19 protein-coding genes are annotated in these 21,184 nt (G+C 60.8%); 11 read left to right on the plus strand and 8 right to left on the minus strand.

What is annotated here, in order from left to right; translation table 11 throughout:
• Nucleotides 1–21 precede the first annotated feature (21 nt).
• From VMA09_15965 to VMA09_15980, 4 genes are all read left to right on the plus strand, one after another.
• Nucleotides 22–1,956, plus strand: coding sequence for a hypothetical protein (locus tag VMA09_15965; protein ID HUA35105.1), 1,935 nt, complete (start codon nt 22–24; stop codon nt 1,954–1,956).
• 154 nt (nt 1,957–2,110) lie between these two features.
• Nucleotides 2,111–2,497, plus strand: coding sequence for an endonuclease domain-containing protein (locus VMA09_15970; protein HUA35106.1), 387 nt, complete (start codon nt 2,111–2,113; stop codon nt 2,495–2,497).
• A 421-nt stretch (nt 2,498–2,918) separates the two neighbouring features.
• The gene (locus VMA09_15975; GenBank protein ID HUA35107.1) at nt 2,919–4,214 is read left to right on the plus strand and encodes a DUF444 family protein; all 1,296 of its coding nucleotides are present in this window, start codon (nt 2,919–2,921) and stop codon (nt 4,212–4,214) included.
• A complete protein-coding gene (locus VMA09_15980; protein ID HUA35108.1) occupies nt 4,211–5,674 on the plus strand; it encodes a SpoVR family protein in 1,464 nt (487 codons plus the stop codon). The genes VMA09_15975 and VMA09_15980 overlap by 4 nt, the downstream gene beginning before the upstream one ends.
• Nucleotides 5,675–5,790: 116 nt before the next feature.
• Here the strand turns inward: VMA09_15980 and VMA09_15985 are convergent, their stop codons facing one another.
• Nucleotides 5,791–6,510: a hypothetical protein gene (locus VMA09_15985; protein HUA35109.1), complete on the minus strand. Its 720-nt coding sequence runs from the start codon at nt 6,508–6,510 to the stop codon at nt 5,791–5,793.
• 159 nt (nt 6,511–6,669) lie between these two features.
• Between VMA09_15985 and VMA09_15990 the strand changes: the two genes are divergently transcribed.
• The gene (locus VMA09_15990; GenBank protein ID HUA35110.1) at nt 6,670–6,852 is read left to right on the plus strand and encodes a hypothetical protein; all 183 of its coding nucleotides are present in this window, start codon (nt 6,670–6,672) and stop codon (nt 6,850–6,852) included.
• A 93-nt stretch (nt 6,853–6,945) separates the two neighbouring features.
• Here the strand turns inward: VMA09_15990 and VMA09_15995 are convergent, their stop codons facing one another.
• The 4 genes from VMA09_15995 to VMA09_16010 form a co-directional block, all read right to left on the minus strand.
• Nucleotides 6,946–7,974: a transglutaminase domain-containing protein gene (locus VMA09_15995; protein HUA35111.1), complete on the minus strand. Its 1,029-nt coding sequence runs from the start codon at nt 7,972–7,974 to the stop codon at nt 6,946–6,948.
• Between the two features lie 57 nt (nt 7,975–8,031).
• Nucleotides 8,032–9,120 carry a P1 family peptidase gene (locus tag VMA09_16000; protein ID HUA35112.1) on the minus strand — a complete coding sequence of 363 codons (1,089 nt, stop codon included), beginning with the start codon at nt 9,118–9,120 and terminating at the stop codon, nt 8,032–8,034.
• A 214-nt stretch (nt 9,121–9,334) separates the two neighbouring features.
• Entirely contained in the window at nt 9,335–10,228 is an 894-nt protein-coding gene (locus VMA09_16005) for a phytanoyl-CoA dioxygenase family protein (protein ID HUA35113.1), read from the minus strand.
• The gene (locus tag VMA09_16010) at nt 10,225–10,923 is read right to left on the minus strand and encodes a TetR family transcriptional regulator (GenBank protein HUA35114.1); all 699 of its coding nucleotides are present in this window, start codon (nt 10,921–10,923) and stop codon (nt 10,225–10,227) included. The genes VMA09_16005 and VMA09_16010 overlap by 4 nt, the downstream gene beginning before the upstream one ends.
• A gap of 110 nt (nt 10,924–11,033) precedes the next feature.
• Here VMA09_16010 and VMA09_16015 point away from each other — a divergent pair, with 110 nt between their 5' ends.
• Nucleotides 11,034–13,625, plus strand: coding sequence for a M1 family aminopeptidase (locus tag VMA09_16015; protein HUA35115.1), 2,592 nt, complete (start codon nt 11,034–11,036; stop codon nt 13,623–13,625).
• A gap of 10 nt (nt 13,626–13,635) precedes the next feature.
• Here VMA09_16015 and VMA09_16020 read toward each other — a convergent pair whose 3' ends face one another.
• Entirely contained in the window at nt 13,636–14,319 is a 684-nt protein-coding gene (locus VMA09_16020) for an HAD hydrolase-like protein (GenBank protein HUA35116.1), read from the minus strand.
• Nucleotides 14,320–14,406: 87 nt separating this feature from the next.
• Between VMA09_16020 and VMA09_16025 the strand changes: the two genes are divergently transcribed.
• From VMA09_16025 to VMA09_16045, 5 genes are all read left to right on the plus strand, one after another.
• Nucleotides 14,407–15,477 carry an LLM class flavin-dependent oxidoreductase gene (locus VMA09_16025; protein HUA35117.1) on the plus strand — a complete coding sequence of 357 codons (1,071 nt, stop codon included), beginning with the start codon at nt 14,407–14,409 and terminating at the stop codon, nt 15,475–15,477.
• A 99-nt stretch (nt 15,478–15,576) separates the two neighbouring features.
• A complete protein-coding gene (locus VMA09_16030; protein HUA35118.1) occupies nt 15,577–16,101 on the plus strand; it encodes a hypothetical protein in 525 nt (174 codons plus the stop codon).
• A gap of 215 nt (nt 16,102–16,316) precedes the next feature.
• Nucleotides 16,317–18,011 (plus strand): thiamine pyrophosphate-binding protein, encoded by a 1,695-nt coding sequence (locus VMA09_16035; GenBank protein ID HUA35119.1) that lies wholly within the window; start codon nt 16,317–16,319, stop codon nt 18,009–18,011.
• A 130-nt stretch (nt 18,012–18,141) separates the two neighbouring features.
• The gene (locus VMA09_16040) at nt 18,142–18,624 is read left to right on the plus strand and encodes a toxin-antitoxin system YwqK family antitoxin (GenBank protein ID HUA35120.1); all 483 of its coding nucleotides are present in this window, start codon (nt 18,142–18,144) and stop codon (nt 18,622–18,624) included.
• A gap of 29 nt (nt 18,625–18,653) precedes the next feature.
• Complete coding sequence (locus VMA09_16045; GenBank protein ID HUA35121.1) at nt 18,654–19,139, plus strand: GNAT family N-acetyltransferase; 486 nt, start codon at nt 18,654–18,656, stop codon at nt 19,137–19,139.
• Nucleotides 19,140–19,341: 202 nt separating this feature from the next.
• On the opposite strand, the gene VMA09_16050 is transcribed toward VMA09_16045, so the two are convergent.
• Both VMA09_16050 and VMA09_16055 read right to left on the minus strand, forming a co-directional pair.
• Nucleotides 19,342–20,337 carry a hypothetical protein gene (locus VMA09_16050; GenBank protein ID HUA35122.1) on the minus strand — a complete coding sequence of 332 codons (996 nt, stop codon included), beginning with the start codon at nt 20,335–20,337 and terminating at the stop codon, nt 19,342–19,344.
• Nucleotides 20,338–20,384: 47 nt separating this feature from the next.
• Nucleotides 20,385–21,184 (minus strand): hypothetical protein (locus VMA09_16055; GenBank protein ID HUA35123.1); only part of this gene is annotated, 800 nt, incomplete at its 5' end.

The following is a 21,184-nucleotide window of genomic DNA, read 5'->3' on the forward strand; positions in this document are numbered from 1 at the left end:
CGCAAATCAAGGAGATAGCCGATGGCCGACCTCAGCACGTATGAACGTGTGATCAAGGAAGACCGCGCGGCACGCGAATCCAAGCAGTGGCGCGGTACTTTGCTCGAGTACCTCGATGTCGCACGCGCCGATCCTCTCATGACCAAGCTTGCGCACGCGCGGATTTACGACCTGATCATGAATCCCGGCTCGAGCAACATTCATGACACCGATGACCCGCGCACGAAGCGGTTGTACAAGGACGAGCCACTCAAGGTCTACAACTTCTTCGCGGACGAGTTTTTCGGCATCGAGCGCACGATCGCGCAGATCGTGCGCTATTTTCATTCGGCCTCGCTCAAGGGCGAAGAGAGCCGCCAGGTGCTGTATCTCATGGGCCCGGTCGGCTCGGGCAAGAGCTCGCTCGTCGAGCGCGTGCAGCGCGGCCTCGAGCAGGCGTCTTCGATCTATGCGATCGAAGGATGCCCGATGAACGAGGAGCCGCTGCATCTCATCCCGCGCCATCTGCGCAAGGAATTCGAGAAGATGCTGGGCGTGCATATCGAGGGCGATCTGTGCCCCGTTTGCCGCTACCGCCTGCGCACCGAGTTCAACCAGCGCTACGAGGAATTCCCCGTCATCGCGCGCAACTTCTCAAAGCGCAACCGTGTAGGCGTCGGCGTGGTGCCGCCGGTCGATCCGAATAACCAGGACACCTCGGTGCTGATCGGTTCGGAAGACATCTCGAAACTCGATCAATATTCCGAAGGCGACCCGCGCGTGCTCGAGCTCAACGGCGCGCTCAACGTCGGCAATCGCGGCGTGGTCGAGTTTATCGAAGTTTTCAAAAACGAGACCGAGTACCTGCACGCCATGATCACGGCGACGCAGGAAAAAGTCATCCCGGCGCCCGGCCGCCACGGGATGGTGTACGTCGACACCTGCATCATCGCGCACTCCAACGAAGCCGAATGGCAGAAGTTCAAGGCCGATCACACCAACGAAGCGATCCTCGATCGTATCGTCGTGGTGAAGGTGCCGTACAACCTGCGACTGTCGGAGGAAGTGAAGATCTATCAGAAGATCATCCGGAACTCCGACTTCCGCGCCCACGTCGCGCCGCACACGCTCGAGATGGCCTCGATGTTCGCGATCCTGTCGCGCCTCGAGCCGACCTCGAAGTGCGATCTGATGACCAAGCTGCGGCTCTACAACGGCGAAGAAGTCGTCGAGAAGGGGCGCACGAAAAAGATCGACGTGCAGGAGCTGAAGGAAGACACCAAGCGCGAAGGCATGAACGGCATCTCAACGCGCTTCATCATGAAGGCGCTCGACAACGCGCTGTCGGACAACGTCAGTGGCAACTGCATCAATCCGATCAACGTCCGCGAGGCGCTGATCTCGATGACCAAGGAAGCCGACCTGCCCGACGATACGCGCAAGCAGTATCTCGAGTTCCTGCAGGACACGCTGCACAAGGAGTACCTCGAGCTGCTCGAGAAGGAGATCACGCGCGCATTCGTTTACTCCTACCAGGAGCAGGCGGAATCGCTGTTCCAGAATTACCTCGATCACGCCGAAGCCTACGTCAACAAGACCAAGGTGCGCGATCGCAATACCAAGGAAGAGCTGGCGCCTGACGAAGGCTTCCTGAAATCGATCGAAGAGCAGATCGCGATCATCGGATCGGCCGCCGACGGCTTCCGCCAGGAAGTGATCGCATACCTGTGGGCAACGTCGCGCCGCGGCGAGAAGGTCAGCTATCGCAGCTACGAGCCGCTCAAGGAAGCGATCGAAAAGAAGCTGATGACCTCGGTCCGCGACATCTCACGCATCATCACCAAGGCGCGCACTCGCGACGAAGAGCAAGGCGAAAAGTACAACTCGATGGTGAAGAACCTGCTGGAAAACGGCTACTGCGAATCCTGCGTAGACGTAGTCCTGAAATACGCCGCCAACAATCTCTGGAAGGATTGAGGAGTAGGCTGAACCAACTACCGCGCACATCAAAGCGCATCGAACAAAAGTTCCCCTTCCCGATGCGGGAAGGGGACAGGGGTTAGGTTGGTTGTCTGAACCTCGCCCGCACCAGGTGGTGCGAACACAAAACGTCTCCGCTGCGAAGCATGCGATGTCCAAGTCGCTGCGAAGGCGGATGACGCCGCAAGAGCAAAAGCTCTGGGCCGCGCTCAGGCGAAATGCCCTCAATGGCCTTCACTTCTGTCGACAACAAGTGATCGCCGACTTCATCGTTGATTTTTACTACGATGCAGCTCGGCTCGTGCTCGAATTAGATTCGGCTTCGCACGATCTTCATGCGCAGCGTGATCGACGCCGCGATTTCACGCTCAAGAGTCTTGGAATTCGCGTCCTTCGGATTCCGAACGAAAGCATCGAGCGGGACTTCGATTCGATTGTGGATTGGATCGAGAGCGAAGCGACGAAGCGGAAATCGGGCATCCAACCTAACCCCCAGCCCCTTCCCGCATCGGGAAGGGGAGCCAGAAGCTCGCCCTAGTTATGCGCCATTCGCGCAAGTACGAGAGCGGTTTGGCGGCAGATCGTGCGCCGTCAACCAATGTAGCGAGCGAACGCCCGCGAGTTTCTTCGCTGCTGGCCAATGATCGCCGCACAATAATTGCAGATTCCCAAAAACATGCTCGCCGCACAGTCCCCCTTCCCGATGCGGGAAGGGGACAGGGGTTTGGTTGTTCTTTTTTTAAATCGATTGCCCATAGGGTACTACGCTTTTTTCGAGAGCATACTTCGACGCGGTCGCTGGCTGTATTGCAAACGAAGCTGCGGCACGAGCATCAGGCATCCAAACTCCGAGCCCGTTTCCGCATCGGGAAGGGCTGCCAACCTGCGCCAAGGAGAGCGATTCTGACGATGCGAATGCTCGGTCGGGCGCGTATAATTCGACTCGAGGTGACCCTCTGATGGCGACGGACGGCGACACAATTTTCCGGGAGTATCGGCCATCTGATGCGGAGCGATCGGATCGCTCGGCGGGTGATCGGTTGCGGCATCGGCAGAAAGTGCGCGAGTCGATCCGCGAGAACATCGCCGACATCATTGCCGAGGAATCGATCATCGGCAAAGACAAGGACCGCGTCATCAAGGTCCCGCTGCGCGGCATCAAGGAGTATCGCTTCGTCTATGGCGAAAACTCCCCCGGCGCGGCGCAGGGCGACGGCGACTCGCAGCCGGGCCAGGTCGTCGGCAAACAGGGCAAGGACGGTCCCGGTAAAGGCGACGAGCGCGCGGGCGATCGGCCGGGCGTCGATTACTACGAGACCGACGTCACGCTCGAAGAGCTTATCGACATCATGTTCGAGGATCTCGAGCTGCCCAATCTCGAGCGCCGCGCGCTGCGCGAAATTCAGTCCGATTTTTCCACCAAGCGCAAAGGCTACCGCAAGGTCGGAATCCGCGTGCGCCTCGACAAGCGCCGCACCGCGCGCCAGCGCGTGATGCGCGTGCTGGCGGCCAATCGCCGCAACGGCGCCAACAACGCGAGCGGCGTATCGCCCGATGAAGAGCTCGAGGCCGAAGCCGAGGAGATGCTCGACGAGGCCGACGATACGCAGCCTCGCGCCAATATCGGCGCGCTCCAGCCGGTGAAACGCCGCCAGCCGTTCCATCAGAACGACCTGCGCTACAAGCATATCGAGGTCGATACCAAGGAAGAGTCCAACGCCGCCGTGATTTGCATCATGGACACCTCCGGCTCGATGGACACGATGAAGAAGTACCTCGCGCGCAGCTTCTTCTTTCTGCTCTACCAGTTTATCTCGACGCGCTATCGCAACGTCGAAATCGTTTTCGTCGCGCATCATACCGAGGCTTTCGAGGTCACCGAGGAAGAGTTCTTCCACAAGGGCGAATCGGGAGGCACGTTTATCTCGTCGGGCTACACGCGCGCGCTGCAGATAATCGCCGAGCGCTACCATCCGTCGCTGTGGAACGTCTATGCGTTCCACTGCTCGGACGGCGACAACTTCGATTCCGATAATCCCGCGGCGCTCAAGTCCGCCGAGGAGCTCTCGGAAATCTGCAATCTCTTCGGCTACGGCGAGATCAAACCGCTCGGCTCGCGATACTACGAATCTTCGATGCTCAACGTGTTCCGTCGCATCCAGGCACCCAATTTTCACACCGTGCTGATCGAACGCAAGGAAGATATCTGGCCATCGTTCAAGGCCTTCCTCGCGAAGGACAGGGTCAAGGAATGAGCACGCTCGAAATCGAAAAACAGCTTCGCTCTTCTAACTACGAACTCACCGACCTTGTCGAATGGGACAAGCTCATTCGCGAGAAGGTCGATGCGTTCGGACTCGACTGCTATCCGCAGGAGTTCGAGCTCTGCGACCACGTCGGGATGCTCGGCTACATGGCCTACTCCGGGATGCCGTCGCATTACCCGCACTGGTCCTACGGCAAATCGTACGAAAAGCTGAAGACGCTTTACGATCACGGCGTCAGCGGCCTGCCCTACGAGATGGTCATCAACTCGAGCCCGGCCATCGCCTACCTGATGCGCGATAACACCTTGTTACTGCAGATCCTGACCATCGCGCACGTCTACGGGCACAACGACTTTTTCAAAAACAATTTCACCTACAAATCGACACGCGCCGAGCTGACGGTTGAAACCTTCAAGGCGCATGCGCTCCGCGTGCGGCGCTATGTCGAAGATCCGTCGATCGGCGTCGAGAAGGTCGAGCGCATCCTCGATGCCGCTCACGCGCTGTCATGGCAATGCCGCCGCAACCTGGCAATCCGCAAGCTCGATCGCAAGGAGCAGATCGATCGCGCCGTCGAAGCCGGTCAGCCGCGCTACGATCCATTCCAGAAAATCCATGCGCGCCAAGACGTCAGCGTCGCCGACCTGCACAAGGTCCCGCTCGAGCCTGACGAAGACCTGCTGCTCTTCATCCGCGATCACAATCCCTTTCTCGCCGAATGGGAAAAGGATCTCCTCACCATCGTCGACGAAGAAGCCAAGTACTTCATCCCGATGATGGAAACCAAGATCATGAACGAAGGATGGGCCAGCTACTGGCACCATCGCATCGTCGAGTCGCTCGCGCTCGAGCAGGGCCTGCACCTCGAGTTTATCGTGCGCCACAACCAGGTTGTGCGCCCGATCCCCGGCCAGATAAATCCGTATCACCTGGGCCTCAAGGTCTGGGAAGATATCTACCGGCGCTGGACCAATCCGACCAAGGAAGAGATCAAGCGCGACGGCGCTCCGACCAAGAGCGGCGACGAAAAGCTCTTCGAGGTGCGCGAGGCCGAGCGCGACTCATCGTTTTTGCGCCGCTATCTCACCGCGGAACTGATCCGCGAGATGGACATCTTCGAGTACGAATCGCGCGGCGATGAACTGGTTGTGAGCAAGGTCGGCGACGACGACGGATGGCGCGAGGTCAAGGAAACGCTGATCAAGGGCGTCGGCACCAACTCGATCCCGGTGATCAAGGTCGAAGACGCCGACTTCGGCCAGGCCCGCACGCTCTACTGCAAGCACTATCACGACGGGCGCGACCTGCTGCTGGAATATGCCGAGAAAACGATCAGCTACCTGCAACGCCTATGGGGCCGCGAAGTAGTCCTCGAAACCACGGTCGACGGTAAACGCTCGCTGCTGTGTTGCAACGAAAGAGGCTTCTCCGTCCGCGCGCTAAAGTAGTTTTGTCGGCTCCCTCTCCTCTTCTCTGAATCCCTCTCCTTATCTTGGGAGAGGGCAAGGGAGAGGTCCGACGCTGGAGACCTCGCACCCGCCGCACTTCGACGACAATTTGCGCGCTAATACTGATCCTGCGGCGGCGGGTTTCCCTGGCGAATTTTGCCGATCGGCACCTTGCCCGTGCTTTCGACCTCAGCCTGCAGCTGCCGATCCGCTTCAGGTGTGAGCGGCGTCAACGTTCCTTCGTACTCTACTTCGGCGAGCGGCTCCGAAATTCCGGTGATATAGAAATCGACGCGCTGAACGCCTTCCAATTCGTTGTTCGAGGTCAGCCGGATGCTGAGCTTATTCACCTGCCGCAGCGCCGGCCGCGTGCTGATGTCAAGGCTCTGTACGGTCAATGTGACCGCGCGTGGTCCGTCAGAGTCAGCCGAAGTCTGGAGGACATTCGAGTCGCGATTTCCGATGACGTCAGTTGCAAGCACGACGCTTCCGTCGCGGTCGCCAAAGGTTAGGCTCGCGACCATGTCGTCAGGAAAATCGGCGCGGCCGTATTTGTGGGTGCGCTGCAAATGCCCGCCCCATCGACCCAAAAAATCGCGGCTCGCTTGCGGCAGCGTCAGCACGCGCTGACTCGGCGGAATCACCGGGATGACGCGCGTGTTGTCCTCGGGCCGCGGCATCGCCTGCTGCTGGTTCTGCGACGCGATATTCGGTGCAATCTCGAGGGTCTGCCCGCCCTGGCTGCGAATATCCGGCCCGTTTTGCGCGCGCGCGCTTGCCGATGAAAAAACGACCGCCATAGTGAGCGCGCCTGCGATCAAAACTCGCGATGCCATCCCGTCACAATAACATCCCGATGGTTTGTTCCAAATCCACCGACACGATGGCTCCGGAAGCCCACGCGGTGACCTCTACGCTCGTTGCTTTAGTTAGGTATGTCGGATAGTTTCGTGCCGGGAACGACGCGGTACGGGTCGGATAGGAGGAGCGGGTAGATGGAGTGGCCGAAGTGCCAAAAGTGTAACAACGGCGCACTGATTCCACTGTCTGACTACGGACAGGAAGGCGCTTCGGTGTTGTTCAAAGCCTGGGTATGCACCAATCCTGATTGCGGTTTCAGCCTGCGCGTCGATAAGGGTGAAGTTACCTACGGCCGGCGGATCGAAACCAAGCACTGACACGAGTTAAGCGCGAATTTGAAAGGCGGCCCGCCAAGGCCGCCTTTTTGTTTAGATTTCAGTCATCGCGGCGCGCTGCCGGGAGCGCCGAGTTCAAGGTGCCGTATCCGCGTATGAAAACTTTGTGACGATTTGTTTCTGCGGCACCGCTACTCCATCGACTTCGACATATGGATAAATCAGGTAGTTGAGCGCCTCGCCATTCTGTTTGGGATCGAGCACGAGATCACGGCCTATCGTGAACGCAACGCGATCGGCGTCGAGGTTGCCGAAGTAATAGGCGTGGCGATCAGGATGCTTCCAGGCTTCGGACGCATCGATCGGCACCCACACTCCGCCCGAGTAAAACTCGGCCCAGCAATGGTACCCCGGAATCGTGCCTGACTTCGCTTTCGCCAGCGGAAAGCCGATCGTGAAGCGCGCCGGAATTCCGCGCGCCCGCGCGAGGCCGATAAACAGCGAATGAAAGTCGGTGCAGTTACCGCGCCGGATGTCGCAGGCGTAGACCGCGTCGCCGTGGCCCCATCCCGTGCCTGACTTGTCGTAGCTCATCACCTCGGTCACGTATTCGTAGATGACGCGCGCCTGTTCGAGTGCCGTGATGCCCTGCTCCGACAGGTTGTTACTTATCTGCGCGATTCGTCCATCGACAGGAACCAGCTTGTTGGGCCCCAGGTATTGCGCAAAAGCACCGTCGGTCGGCTCTGGAAGCGGCCGCGCGGCGCGAACCATGTCGGCCGCCTCTTCGTGCCGCGTCACGACGAAACTAACTGTCACTGGAATCGTAGCGGGCAACGGCGCAGACGCTTCGAGATACGCAACGCGATTGCCGTTCACCGGCTGGTCAACGATTCGAGTTGGCACGGGCGAATCGATCTTGAGGTCGGTCACCTGCTGAAATGCGTCGTCGCGCGGCAGAGGAATCCAGGCCTCGATCTTGCGCGCCGACTGATTCGTGACCGGAATATCCGCGTGATAGGTGAACTGGAACTCGCGCAGCTTGCTCGGCGGCGAGCCTGCCGGGGTCGGTTTGAAAGCGCCTTCGGCGCCATCCGCTCGGATCGAAAACGCAGCCAGTGCGATGACCGCGAAAAACGCTGCGACAAATCTTTTCAGCTTCATTGCGGCTCTCGACTTTCAGTCGCCATCGTCGGCGCATGGCCGAACTGAGGCAAGCGATTATTTGCCCGCGAATATCTCGCGCAACCGATCATGCGGTATCGCATCGACGCGATGGCCGTCGATGCCGGTCATCGTCTCGGCTGCAACCAGCGCATTGACGATCGCTTCTTCGGTGGCCTGCGCGCTCGCGGCGAACAGCGGATCCATATGCGCGTTCGAGAGCATCTTCGTCGTCGCGACGCCGTTGCTTCCAGCCCGCCCCGGCTGTGCCGTTGAGAATGCGAGGAACAGATCGCCCGAACCGTTGCCCGAAACGCTGCCCGTGCGCGCGAGGCCGATCGTAAGCCGGCGCGCGATGCGCTTGAGTTGATGCGGCAACAGCGGAGCATCGGTAGCGGCAACGATAATGATCGATCCAAGCTCCTGCCGACCGAACGGATCTTTCTGAGGCTTCAGAACCTTGCCGATCTGCTTGCCCGCGATAACGAGTTCCCACGGGCGCCCGCAGTTAAGCTGCACGAGCACGCCGAGCGTCCATCCACCCGCAGAGCGCGCGAGCTTTCGCGAGGCGGTCCCGATACCGCCCTTCCATCCATAACCGATCATCCCGGTGCCGCCGCCGACGCATCCTTCGACGACGCGCCCAGCGCGTGCTCCGTCGAGCGCCGCATGCGCGTGCGCCGCGGTGACGTGAAAGCCGTTGATGTCGTTGAGCCAGCCGTCCCAGGTTTCAGCGACTACCGGCAGGGACCATGGCTGCCTGAGCGCCTTGTGCTTGAGCTGCCACGCGATGACGGCATCGCGCACGACGCCGACGCTGTGCGTGTTGGTGATCATCACCGGCGACGTGAGCCATCCCGATTCTTCGATCCACGCCGTGCCGGTCATCTCGCCATTGCCATTGAGCGCGAAGTATCCCGCAAACGCTGGCGACTGGTCGCGACGGCCGCGCGGCAGAATCGCAGTAACCCCCGTGCGAACCGGCCCCCGCCCCTCGCGCAGCTTTCCAGTGCCGCGAACAATCGTGGTGTGACCGACCTCAACGCCGGCAACATCGGTCATCGCATTGAGCGGCCCAGGTTCGCCATCAAACGGAATTCCAAGCTCATGTGCTCGCGGCCGCCCGATCTTTGGTCGAGAAGTCATCGCGCCGATAACTAGCGGATTCTCGTGCGTGCCGAAACGCCCGCGACCGTTTCGAATCCTGGAAAAATCAGTGGGGCGGGCGTCCCTGCCCGCCATCAAGACGTCGCGTTGCGCGCCCTCGATGCTGAAAAAATGCGGCGCGAGCCTTACCGCTCGCGCATCTTAGTGGCGGGTAGGGACGCCCACCGTACTATTTCCAAGCAATGGATTAATTTTAAACTTCGTCGTTCTTGATCACTACATCGAAGCCGCCCTGGTCGCGCAGGCGCTGTTGCGATTCCTTCAAATCGCCGAGGCCGGTTTGGCGATAGTCGGGTTTTACAACCTCCATCGGATCGAGCAGATCGCCGACGTAGCCGAGCGCATAGGCGCCGCGCTGGTATCCGATCAGTTTAAGGAGATCCACTGGAAGAGTCTTGGCGACTTCGAGCGGCACCGCCAGATATTGATTCTCCTCCTGCCGCAGCCATGAAACGTTGTACGTGATGTTGATTCCACTGCGCGTGGAGTCGGAGCGGTTCGCGCCGCCCGCGTGATAAACCGCGCCGGTATAGAACAGCACCGAGCCTTTCTTCATCTCGGCCGGAACGGTGTCCTCTTCCTTGAAGCGCAGCTTGTCCTCGAAATGATTGCTGCCGGGAACCACGCGCGTCGCGCCATTGCGCTCGGTGAAATCAGTCATCGCCCACAGCGTGTTGCACTGCACTTCGTAGCCCTTGGGGAACGGAAAGAAATCAAAGGCCCATTGATCGCGATGAATCGTCTGCGCCGGCTCGCCCGGACCAATCGTGATCACCTGCGTCAGGTGAAGCTGGAAGCTGCTCGCATGACCGAGCACCTTCTTCGTGGTCTCGATCACGAGCGGATTCATTACGAGGTCGCGCGCCTTCTGCGAGCGCGCGACCAGTGCGCCCGTGCGCTTGGTGCGGCGGCCGGAAAATTCGTCTGGGCCAAACCCGTTGCGCTCGATGAACGGTTCGAGTTCCGTGGCGAGGTCGTCCATCGCCTGGGGCGTAATCAGCTGGTCAACGACGACCGCGCCGTCACGGGCGAGGATCGCGGCAACTTCGTCCGCAGTTGCGGTAGCGGGCAGATGTTCAACGGTCATGGACTGCTCCTTTTGGATGCTCGATTTGCGGCTGCGCCTCGAACCGTGCGGCGCGGCCGCTTATGAACCATTGCTTGTGATCGAATCGGCGACATGGCGCGCGGCGCGACGAGCGCGTTGACGACGGCAGTCAGGCGCATGCGCAAGTCGCCAAGCTCCTCGGCTCGATGCGCGATCTGCTCGAGCTCGAAACCGCGCACGAGATGCAGGATCGTGCGCGCCGCCGCGACCGGACGCTCCGCGCCGAGCAGTTCGAGCGGCGCCGCCAGGCGCATCTCGAGGCCGCGCTCCCACGCCGCGAATTCCTTGGCGACCTGCTCGTCGCGCGACGCGTGCAGGATCATCTCGTACTCGGCGCGCAGCATCTCGGGCTGCATGAACTCGCGGCGCATGATTTCTGCGATCAGCTCGACGATATCGGCAGCGGTCGCCATCGGAATATTGCGCTCGATTTCGAGCATGAACTCCGTCGCCTCGTCGATGTAAAAACGAAACGCCTCGCGAATCATCTCTTCGCGCGATTCGAAGTAATAAGTCAGCGAGCCAAGCGGTACTTTGGCCTCGGACGCGACGCGCCGATGTGTAACAGCGTCAGCGCCGCCCGCCGCGATCACGCGCAGCGCGGCGGCAAGGATTTCCCGCCGCCTGCCCTCCGCGGAGGAAGTCGCGGTGCGGTTCTGGGTGCCGAAAAGCATGATGTACGTTTGTACAAATCATGCGGACATATGTCAACGTGCGATTCTGCACCATTGGCGTGCCCGCTTTCTTGATTGCGCCGCGTCACCGAGCTTTCTAGGATTGCCGCATGCTGAAGCCGCGTTTTCTCGATCAGATGGCGATGGAACTGGGCGACCGATATGCGTTCACCTCTATGGCGCGCGGGCGCCGATCCTTTCAACCCGACCACGTCGAACCGAAATGGCCGCGCGATCGCGCCGCCGATATCACGCACGTCTGCGTGAAGATCACCCTCGATTTCGATCGCCGCGCGATCGTCGGCACCGCGACGCACAAGCTGGCCGCGATCACCGACGGTGTTGAGTCGCTCGAATTCGATGCGGCCGAAATGAAGATTCACGGTGTGCGCGTCGGATCCAGGAATGCCTCGTTCGACGTTGACGACGGCAAGTTGCGGATCGCGCTGCCGTCGGCTCTGAAAGCGGGCGAGGAGAGCGAGGTCGCGATCGACTATATGGCGTTCCCGCGCCGCGGCCTCTACTTCGTCGGCCCCGACGAGGCATATCCCAACAAACCCGCGCAGGCATGGACGCAGGGCGAGGACGAGGATTCGCGCTACTGGTTTCCCTGCTACGACTACCCGAACAATCGCACGACCAGTGAAGTGATCGCGACCGTGCCGGAGCGCTTCACCGCCGTGTCCAACGGCGCGCTGATCGCGACGACAGCAGACGCTGCTGCGCGCACGCGCACCTTTCATTGGCGCCACGACGTGCCGCATTCCGTGTACCTGATGTCGCTGGCGGCGGGCGAGTTCACGCTTATCGAAGAGCGCGCGGGCGACGTTCCAGTGCAGTACTACTGCCAGCCGGGACACGAGGACGATGCGCGCCGAGCGTTTGGCAATACGCCGAAAATGATCGAGTTTTTCGCGCGGCGTATCGGCGTGCCCTATCCCTACGCCAAGTATGCGCAGGTCGCGGTCAACGATTTTATTTTCGGCGGGATGGAGAACACGTCCGCCACCACGCAGACCGCGGACACGATGCACGATGCGCGCGCGCATATCGATTTCAAGAGCGATCCGCTGGTCGCCCACGAGCTGGCGCATCAATGGTGGGGCGATCTGCTCACTTGCCGCGACTGGGCGCACGCATGGCTCAACGAGGGCTTCGCGACTTATTTCGAGGCGCTGTGGTGCGAGGAAAACCTGGGCGCTGACGAGTTTGCCTGGAACGTGCGCCAGGATCGCGAGGGCTACCTCGACGAAGACACGAATCGTTACCGGCGGCCGGTGGTATGCAATCGCTATCGCGCGCCGATCGAGCTCTTCGATCGTCATCTGTACGAGAAGGGCAGCCTGATTTTGCACATGCTGCGGCGACTGGTCGGCGATGAGCTCTTTTTCAAATCGCTCAATCTCTACTGCACGCGCCATCGTGGGCAGAACGTCATCACGCAGGATTTGCAGCGCGCCTTCGAGGATGCGACCGGGCGCAACCTCGATTTCTTCTTCGACCAATGGGTCTACAAGGAAGGTCATCCCGAAATCGAAGTGACAAGCAGTTTCGACGACAAGCGCAAGCTCGCGTCGGTGACCGTGAAGCAGACTCAAAAGACGGGCGAAAAGATCGGGCTCTTCAGATTTCCCGTGACGATCGCGCTGATGGACGCCGAGGGCAACGAGACGCGTCATCGTGTGGAAATCAAAGAGAAGGAACAAGTCTTCAACTTCGTCCTCGACAAGGCGCCGAAGGCCGTACGCTTCGATCCCGAGTACGACGTGCTGAAAACGCTCAAACACAAGCGCTCGCGCGAGGCGCTGACGCTCGCGCTGAAGCATGCGCCGGAAGCGATCGGGCGAGGCGGCGCGGCGCGCGAGCTTGGCAAGGAAGGCAGCCCGCAGGCGGTAGATGCGCTCCGCGAGGCTCTGCTTAATGACAAGTTCTGGGGCGTACAGGCCGATGCCGCGGCGGCTCTGGGAGCCATCAAAACGGAGGCCGCGCTTCACGCTCTGCTCGAAGGCCTCAACGCGAAGCATCCCAAGGCGCGGCGCGCCGTGGTGCGGGGGCTCGGCGAGTTTCGCAACAACGAGCACGCGGCGTCGGCGCTGATCGAGCGTCTCGAAGAAGGCGACGAGAGCTACTTCGTAGAGGCCGAGGCGGCGCTCGCACTCGGCAAGACGCGCGATGCGCGCGCATTCGACAGTCTCAAGACCACGATTCATCGCGATTCGTATCTCGATACGATTCGCGCCCACAGCCTGGCCGGGATGGCCGAGCTGCGCGACGAGCGCGCGATTCCGGTGGCGCATGATTTCATGGCATACGGAATGCCGCCGCGCGCGCGCGTCGCCGCGATCGGCACGCTCGCTCGCTTCGGCGCGCGGCTCGAAAATCGCCGCGACGAAATTCTCGACTGGCTGACGCCGCTCGGCGACGATCGCGAGTTCATGGTGCGGATGCGACTACCGGGTGCGCTCGAGGAAATCGGCGACACACGCGGCCTCGGACCAGTGCGGCGGCTCGCGGAGCGCGATCTCGACGGCAGAATCCAGCGCCGCGCCAACGAGGCGATCACCGCGATCAGCGAAGGCCGCTCGCGAGTGCAGGAAGGCGATCGCCTGCGCACCGACGTCGAGAAGCTGCGCGAGGACAATCGCAAACTCCAGGAGCGCCTCGAAAAGCTCGAAGCACTGAGCCGCGCCAAAGAAGAGTAGGCCGCGTGTTTCAGTCGTGCGACGTTCTCAGTGCCTCGATGGCGCTTACGATTTCGCGGGGAGTCTCGCAGATGACGTGCGCGCCGGCGTTGATCAACTCGGCACGTGAGCCATAACCATAACCGGCGCCGATCGCGGTCATGCGGTGATATCGCGCGGCGATCATGTCGTGTTCGCGATCGCCGACCAGCGCGGTCGTTGCGCTCGATAGCCGATGCGTCTCGATAACATGCGCGAGCAGCTCGCGCTTGTCGGAAAAGGTGCCGTCGCGATGGCTGCCGTACACTCCCACGAAGTGGCGGCGCAGTTCGAACGCATCGAGCACGGTCTCGGCGACATCGAGCATCTTCGCCGTCGTCAAAATAAGTCGGTGTTCGCGGCCGAGCGTCGCGAGCACATCGTGGATGCCGTCGTAAACCTTGTTTTCGAGATAGCCGGTCCGATCGTAGCGCTCGCGATAATGGTCGATAGCGCGCTCGACCAGCGTGCTCTCCGCGCCCGGCAGGAGGCGAGCGATGTTCTCGCGCAAGGGAGGTCCGACGCACCATAGCAAATCGTCATCATCCGTCGCAGGCATTCCCACCGCTTCAAGCGCGTAACGAACCGATCGCACGATGCCGGCGCCTGAGTCCGTCAGCGTGCCGTCGAGGTCGAAGAGAATCGTATCGATCGTCGGGCGCACCGCCGGAACCATACTGGAAGCGCGATCACGAGGACATCCAGGCTTTGACGGCGAGCATGCGATCCGGTTTATAGTCGCAAGCCGCAGGAGACGATCGTCATGGATTTTGGAACGCTGATTTTCACCAAACCCGAACGCGCGATTAGCGACGTGAAGTTCGCCGAAGACCACGGCTTCACTCACGCCTGGATTCCCGATTCGCACATGATCTGGGGCGACACCTACGCCTGCATGGCGCTGGCGGCAGTGAACTCGAGCCGTATCAAGCTCGGCACTGGAGTCGCGATTGCATCGAATCGGATTCCGCCGGTGACGGTGCATTCGATCGCGACGATCAACCAGGTCGCGCCGGGGCGGACGATCCTCGGCTTCGGCACGGGGCATACCGGACGGCGCGTGATGGGTCTGCCGCCAGTCAAGCACGCCGATTTCCGCGAGCAGGTGCGCGTGATTCACGATCTGCTGCGCGGCCGCGAGGCGATGTACGAGACCGAGGGCATGACGCGCCATATCCGCTATCTCAATCACGAGCGGCGCTTCATCAACCTCGACGATCGCATCCCGTTTTACGTCGCAGCCAACGGCCCCAAGACGCTGGCGCTCGCAGGTGAGTTTGGCGACGGCGTGATCACGACCGGTATCACCGATACCTCGCGGCTCGACAATGTCCGCAAGCATCTGGAGGCCGGCGCGGCGAAGGCCGGGCGCAAGCTGGCCAAGGATTTCCCGATCGTGTCGCTGACTCACGTCTGCGTGCTCGAGCCCGGCGAGAAGCTCGATTCGCCGCGCGTCAAGATGATGACGGGGCATTGGGTGATGGCGAGCTTTCATGCGATGGCGGCGGGATATGCGCGGCCCGGGTATCTGCCCGAGAGCGTTGCCCCGATCTACGCCGAGTACGAAAAATATGTCTCGCAGTTAGGCAAGTCCGACGAGCGCTACCTGGACCTGCACGTCGGCCATTGCGCATTCGTGGCGGCGGCTGAATGGCGTTTCGTGACACCCGAAACGATCTCCGGAACGACGATCATCGGCACGCGCGACGAAGTTATCGAGCGGCTGCGCGCGCTCGAGCGCGGCGGACTCACGCAGATCTTCATCAACCCGCCGATGGACGCGTTCAACGCGTGTATCGAGGAAATTTCGCGCGAGCTGATCGCCAGGATGTAGCGCGTTACGTCCAGCCGACGGGCACCTTCTGCATGTTCAATCGAGCCACGAAGATGGGATAAAATTATTTGAAGCAAACGGAGATAAAGCGAGGCTAAGGTGAGCGACGAAAAAGACCGGCTGGGACAAGCTCTACATAATCGCGGCAAGGCGATGGAAGATCACTGGGCCCATCAGCACGACGAGGAGATCCTCGCCAAGCTGCGCGAGCGCTACACCAAGCCGGTTCATTGCCCGGTATGCGGTGAGACGCTCGACGCGCGTGCAGCGATCGGCCTCGGCGGGATGGCCTGTCCGATGCAGCATGGCGCATGGCTGACATGGCCGACGCTTGAAGGGCTGCGAGCACGGCTCGCCAACGCCGCAGCGGCGCATCATGAGGCGGTAGGTGAGGTGCTGTTCGAGGCCATCGAGGACATCGTCGAAGACCTCGTCCACCGCCATCCCAAGGACATTCATTGTCCCGACTGCAATGCGAAACTCGAGGCTCGTGCTGCGATCGCCTATGGCTCGATCGGCCTCGGCGGGATGGCCTGCCCGAATCAGCACGGCGCATGGGTTGATCACGCGACGATCGAGAAAATCCGCGGCCGCCTTGACTTCGAACATCAAGCGGCTCGCTGAATCCGATCCTCCATCGTTATCAACGCGGCGCACTCCAAGAATGCGCCGCGTTTTTCTTTACGTCGGACGCATCACGCGGTTTTCGGGCGTGCAGGAAATGTGTAAGGATTCGGCTAACGCCGTGATTGCCTTCCCGACGCGACCCGCTTTGCGGGCTCGTACGGAACCCGCGCCGCGCGGGCGTCACCGCAACAGTCTCTACGGAGGACCCAAGGATGGCTAATGCCGATGGCGGCGAGTTGATCGCCCGCGTCATGCAAGAAAATGGGGTGCGCTATTGTTTCGCGATCAATGGCGGTCACCTGTTTCCAATTCTCGCTCAGCTTCGCAACCACGACATCAAGCTGATCCATATGCGACACGAACAGGCGACCGCCTATGCCGCCGATGCGTATGCGCGCGTCACCGGCGAGGTGGGAGTCTGCATGGTCACGGCGGGATGCGGTCTGACCAATGCCGTCACCGGGCTCTGCGTCGCCGGCCTCACTAATAGCGCCGTGGTCTGCATTTCCGGACAGCATCCGAATACCGAGGATCACCTCGGATCGTTCCAGGAGGCCTACGGCTCCGACGTCGTCGCGAGCTTCTCCAAGTTCACCAAGCGCGTCACTGACTGGAGCACGATCCAGTTCGATCTGCGCTCCGCCTTCCGCGAGGCGATCTCGCCGCCGCAGGGCGTCGCGCTGTTCGAGATTCCGCAGAACATCCTCTATCACCACGAGGAAGACGCGCGTCAACAAAAGGGCGCAGGCCGCTTCCAGATCGATGATGTCCGCTCGGGCGGCGACCCGGCCAAGATCGACAAGGCGCTGGAGATGCTGGTCGCTTCGGAGCGCCCGATCATCGCATGCGGCGACGGCGTGTTCTGGTCGCAGGCCGGACCCGAGATGAAGGAACTCGTCGAGCTGACGCAGATTCCGATCTACGCCCGGCGCGCCGGTCAGGGCGTCGTTTCCGAGGAGCATCCGCTGGCGATTCGCGGCGCTTTCAAGAAGCCCTTCACCGGCAACGCCGACGTGGTGCTCGCGATCGGCTTCCGTTTCTGGAGCGGCGAGCATTTCGGCCAGCCGCCGACCTGGACCGACAAGGCCAAGTACATCCAGGTTGATCCGACCCCCACGCGTATCGGATGGCAGGTCAATGCCGACCTGCCGATGGTCGGCGATCCGAAGGTTGTGCTGCGCCAGATGATCAATCGCGCCAAGGAGCTGAAGCTCGACTTCTCCAAGCATAAGAACTCGGCGTGGAACAAGCAGGTCTTCGAGACCCGCACGCGCTTCGACAACCAGATCAAGGAGCAGAACTCCAAGGTCACCAACAACACGCCGATTCATCCCGCGCGCCTGTGCGAGGATCTGATCACGGTGCTGGACAAGGACGCGACCACGATTATCGACAGCTTCACGCTCTCCGGCTGGATGAGCCGCGCGTTCACCTGCCGCTTCATGGGCCAGGTCGTCGACGCGGGCCCGCTCGCGCCGGTCGGTCACGGCGTCGGCATGTCGATCGGCGCGCAACTCGGCCGTCCGGGCAAGCAGGTCGTCGTGATCAGCGGCGACGGCGGCCTCGGAATCGGCGGCTTCGACATGGAAACTGCGGCGCGCTACAAGCTGCCGGTCATCACGGTGCTGTGGAACAACAGCTCGTGGGGTCCGAACTTCGATCAGATGCCCGGGCTCAAGGGCCGCACTGATCCGTTCAACATGCTGGACAAGATTCGCTACGACAAGGTCTTCGCCGAGATGGGATGCCATGGCGAGCATGTCGAGACGCCGGAGCAGATCATCCCGGCGCTCGAGCGCGCGTTCAAATCCGGCAAGCCCGCGATGATCAACGTGGTCGGCGATACCACCGTCGGCAACGCGACGCTCGGCGGCAACCTGCTCGGCTCGACGGGCTCCAAGGGCTGATCGACGATTCGATAACTATGGAAAGCGGGGCGAGCCTCAGAGCTCGTCCCGCTTTTTCTTTGGCAGCGCCGACAGTGAAAATCGCAAGTCGGAGCGCGGCGCGCTAAGATTGAGATACAACCGAATCATCATGAAACCTAAAGCGATACTTACGATCCTTGCCCTGTTCGCGATGCTCCTTGCCGGATGCAACGGCGGTGGCTCCGCCGCACCTGCCAGACCCACCTGCGCCGAGGGGACGAAGCTGATGGGCGAAGGCCCCCCCGACGGCAGTGAACTCTATTGCGCGAAGACCATCAACGGCCAGGAGGTCAAGGACGGTCCCTTCTTGCTCTACCGCCCCGACGGCTCGCTCATGATGCTAGGCAGCTATCATGACGGTAAACAGGACGGCGAATGGACTTTGTGGCACGACAACGGCCAGAAGGCCTCCATCGACCATTACAAGGACGGCGTGCAGGACGGCGAGCACATCGGATGGTACGACAACGGCAAGATCTCAGCGAAGGGGCAGTATAAGGATGGCAAGCGCGAAGGCACCTGGAAGCGTTGGGATCCCGACGGCTACCGGAACTGGGAAGAGCATTACAAGGACGATCAGAAGGTTTCGTGAGCGGTTCTTAAAGTATCAGGTGAAGTTCAATGGGGCTCATTTCCATTGTCGAAGCCGACCTCGCCAATCCGAATCATGAGCGCGATTTCCTCGCGATGATGGATGCGTACGCGCTCGATCCGATGGAAGGCTCCCTCGCGCTGCCGGCCGAGGTGCGGCGCAACCTCGTTCCCGAATTGCGCAAGCATCCCGCGTACTATGTCTTTCTCGCCTACGACGATGGCAGGGCGATCGGCTTCACGCTTTGCTTCGTGGGCTTCTCGACCTTTGCAGCGCGGCCGCTGCTCAATATCCACGATATCGGCGTGCTGTCGGGCTACCGCGGGCAAGGCGTCGGACTCAAGCTGATGACGGCGGTGGAAGGCAAAGCGCGCTCGCTCGGGTGCTGCAAGCTCACGCTCGAGGTCCGCGAGGACAACGATCGCGCGCGCGGGCTGTATCGCAAATTCGGGTTTGGCGAATCCGTCGTCGGGCCGGAGCAGGTACCGATGGAGTTTTGGGCTAAACCGCTTTAAGCCTCTGCTCGACACCGGAGATGCCGACGCTGAAGGCGCCAAGGGCAATTATTAAGAGAAAAACGAAGAATCACACCAGGATCACAAGGCACTGAGAAGGGCGGCGCTCGCGCCGCCCTTTAGAATTTACGTTGTGACCTTGGTGTCCTTCGTGGTGTGACCGTTTGTCATCCTCTTGATTCGAACTCAGAGCGGAGGCAAATCACTCCGCGGCATGGGAGGTGTGCTTATCGCTACATAGGAATTCTACCTGACCGGTTCCATCTCCACAGCTCGTGCATCCTGCCCAGAAGAATGCAGCGTAGCCACGATTCGGCGGCGCGCTATTCGGACCAAACCCGGCATAGGAGTAGGGCCTATTGAAGATATTGCTCTTGTACTTGGTAAAGCTGACAGCATTCGTCGCGGCGGGCACGGTACCGACGGTTTTGTCGAGCCATAGAGGATCGAATCCGATCGCTACCTGGTAGGGATAGGGCCGGTCCTTTGGACAGTACATCAGGCCCCCTAGCTGGGTGTTCTGAGGAATATCGAATTTTTTGGTAGTGACATAGACGCAACTACCCGGCCATTGTCCGTGGATCGAAAACGGACAGGCGAATGGTTGGCCGACCGTCATCCCACTCGAAGGAGACTCAGGAAAATACTCGGTGAAAGGAGGCGATGAGGAGGTCGTTCCAGCGGATTGGTCCACCGGGCTCAACCCCTGACTTAGCACCTGGATAGTTGCCGCGGTTGGCGCGCACTGAGTATCCGCGCAGGCCAGCACGAAATAGAATCCCGGCGGCGTCTGTTCCGGGATGAGCGCCGTTACGGCAATGGTTTGCGTTCCCGAAAGCAGTCCCCCCGGGTTCACGATCGCCGTCGCAAGCAGAACATCACCAGCACTCCGTGTTCGGCCCGCCGCCAGGTAGAACATCACGTTCGACGGGCGCGCGAAAATACCTCGCGAGCGTACCATCGCCTGCAGCAGCATTTGGCCATCAGGCTGGCCGCCGGGAGGAGCCGGCGCGAGCACGCTTGAAACCGTCAGATTTGAACTGAGCTGAGCGGATGCCGGGCGTGAGGCCGATAATATCGTCAATTGCGCCACGACGAATAGTACCAGCCAAACGATGCTGCGGCCCGTTCTTCCTACGTTTGAGCCGGCAGCGATAATTCTATTTTCGGAGCGCCCCATCATATCTTTATCTTCCAAGCTTTCGTTCGCGATCGCGTTTTTGAAACCTGTCGTCTCCCTCGTCGCTATGGCTGTGCCCCGGTCGTCGGCTTATCGCTGCACAGGAACTGCGCCTGGCCGAAGATCGTAATTAGCGAATGCCCGAAAAACCGAAAACTTGCGTATCCACGATTCGGCGGAGTTGTCCCCGGACCGAAGCCTGCATATGAGTATGGATGAGCGGTAACGCCAATTTTGTACTTGGTAAAACTGACCGCATTCGTTCGCCCGAATGAGTCTCGAGGTGTGGTCAGGTCCTCCCAGAGCGGATCGTCTCCAAGCGCGACCTGGAAAGGATACGGGCGGTCCGTCGGACAGTAGAATAATCCGTCAACCGTCTGGCGGCCGAGGATAGTTATGACCTTGGTCTTTACCCACACGCAGCTGCCTGGCCATTGACCGTGGGTCGAGAACGGGCAGGCAAATGGACTGCCCACTGTAAAGCCATCCCCCGGATTCTCCGGAAAATACTCGGTCGCGGGCGGCGTAGGCGATGTTGTCCCGGGAGTCTGATCGATCGCGCTCAGGCCCTCGCCCAGGATTTGGATAGTACTCGGGCTCGCCGCGCATTGACTGCCAGTGCATGCCAGCACGAAATAGAGACCCGGCGGCACTAGCGAACCGATAAGTGCAGTCACCTGAAGCGCTTGGGGAGCGAGCAGCAGCGACAACGGTCTCACGCTCGCGGTGGCGATCAAAATATCATCCGGTCCGTGCGTGCTGCCTTCCGCCAGGTAGAAACTGACGGTCGCCGGCCTCAGCCCGCTCGCCCTTACCGTCGCTTGCAGAAACATTTCGCCGCCCGGCGCGCTGCCCGGCGGAACGG

It is taken from the genome of Candidatus Binataceae bacterium, assembly GCA_035508495.1.
Classification (GTDB): domain Bacteria; phylum Desulfobacterota; class Binatia; order Binatales; family Binataceae; genus JASHPB01.

Bases quoted from the DNA above. Each gene is read 5' to 3' on its own strand.
- VMA09_15965 (HUA35105.1), top strand. From the start codon at position 22: ATGGCCGACCTCAGCACGTATGAACGTGTGATCAAGGAAGACCGCGCG.
- VMA09_15970 (HUA35106.1), top strand. From the start codon at position 2,111: ATGTCCAAGTCGCTGCGAAGGCGGATGACGCCGCAAGAGCAAAAGCTC.
- VMA09_15975 (HUA35107.1), top strand. From the start codon at position 2,919: ATGGCGACGGACGGCGACACAATTTTCCGGGAGTATCGGCCATCTGAT.
- VMA09_15980 (HUA35108.1), top strand. From the start codon at position 4,211: ATGAGCACGCTCGAAATCGAAAAACAGCTTCGCTCTTCTAACTACGAA.
- VMA09_15985 (HUA35109.1), bottom strand. From the start codon at position 6,510: ATGGCATCGCGAGTTTTGATCGCAGGCGCGCTCACTATGGCGGTCGTT.
- VMA09_15990 (HUA35110.1), top strand. From the start codon at position 6,670: ATGGAGTGGCCGAAGTGCCAAAAGTGTAACAACGGCGCACTGATTCCA.
- VMA09_15995 (HUA35111.1), bottom strand. From the start codon at position 7,974: ATGAAGCTGAAAAGATTTGTCGCAGCGTTTTTCGCGGTCATCGCACTG.
- VMA09_16000 (HUA35112.1), bottom strand. From the start codon at position 9,120: ATGACTTCTCGACCAAAGATCGGGCGGCCGCGAGCACATGAGCTTGGA.
- VMA09_16005 (HUA35113.1), bottom strand. From the start codon at position 10,228: ATGACCGTTGAACATCTGCCCGCTACCGCAACTGCGGACGAAGTTGCC.
- VMA09_16010 (HUA35114.1), bottom strand. From the start codon at position 10,923: ATGCTTTTCGGCACCCAGAACCGCACCGCGACTTCCTCCGCGGAGGGC.
- VMA09_16015 (HUA35115.1), top strand. From the start codon at position 11,034: ATGCTGAAGCCGCGTTTTCTCGATCAGATGGCGATGGAACTGGGCGAC.
- VMA09_16020 (HUA35116.1), bottom strand. From the start codon at position 14,319: ATGGTTCCGGCGGTGCGCCCGACGATCGATACGATTCTCTTCGACCTC.
- VMA09_16025 (HUA35117.1), top strand. From the start codon at position 14,407: ATGGATTTTGGAACGCTGATTTTCACCAAACCCGAACGCGCGATTAGC.
- VMA09_16035 (HUA35119.1), top strand. From the start codon at position 16,317: ATGGCTAATGCCGATGGCGGCGAGTTGATCGCCCGCGTCATGCAAGAA.
- VMA09_16040 (HUA35120.1), top strand. From the start codon at position 18,142: ATGAAACCTAAAGCGATACTTACGATCCTTGCCCTGTTCGCGATGCTC.
- VMA09_16045 (HUA35121.1), top strand. From the start codon at position 18,654: ATGGGGCTCATTTCCATTGTCGAAGCCGACCTCGCCAATCCGAATCAT.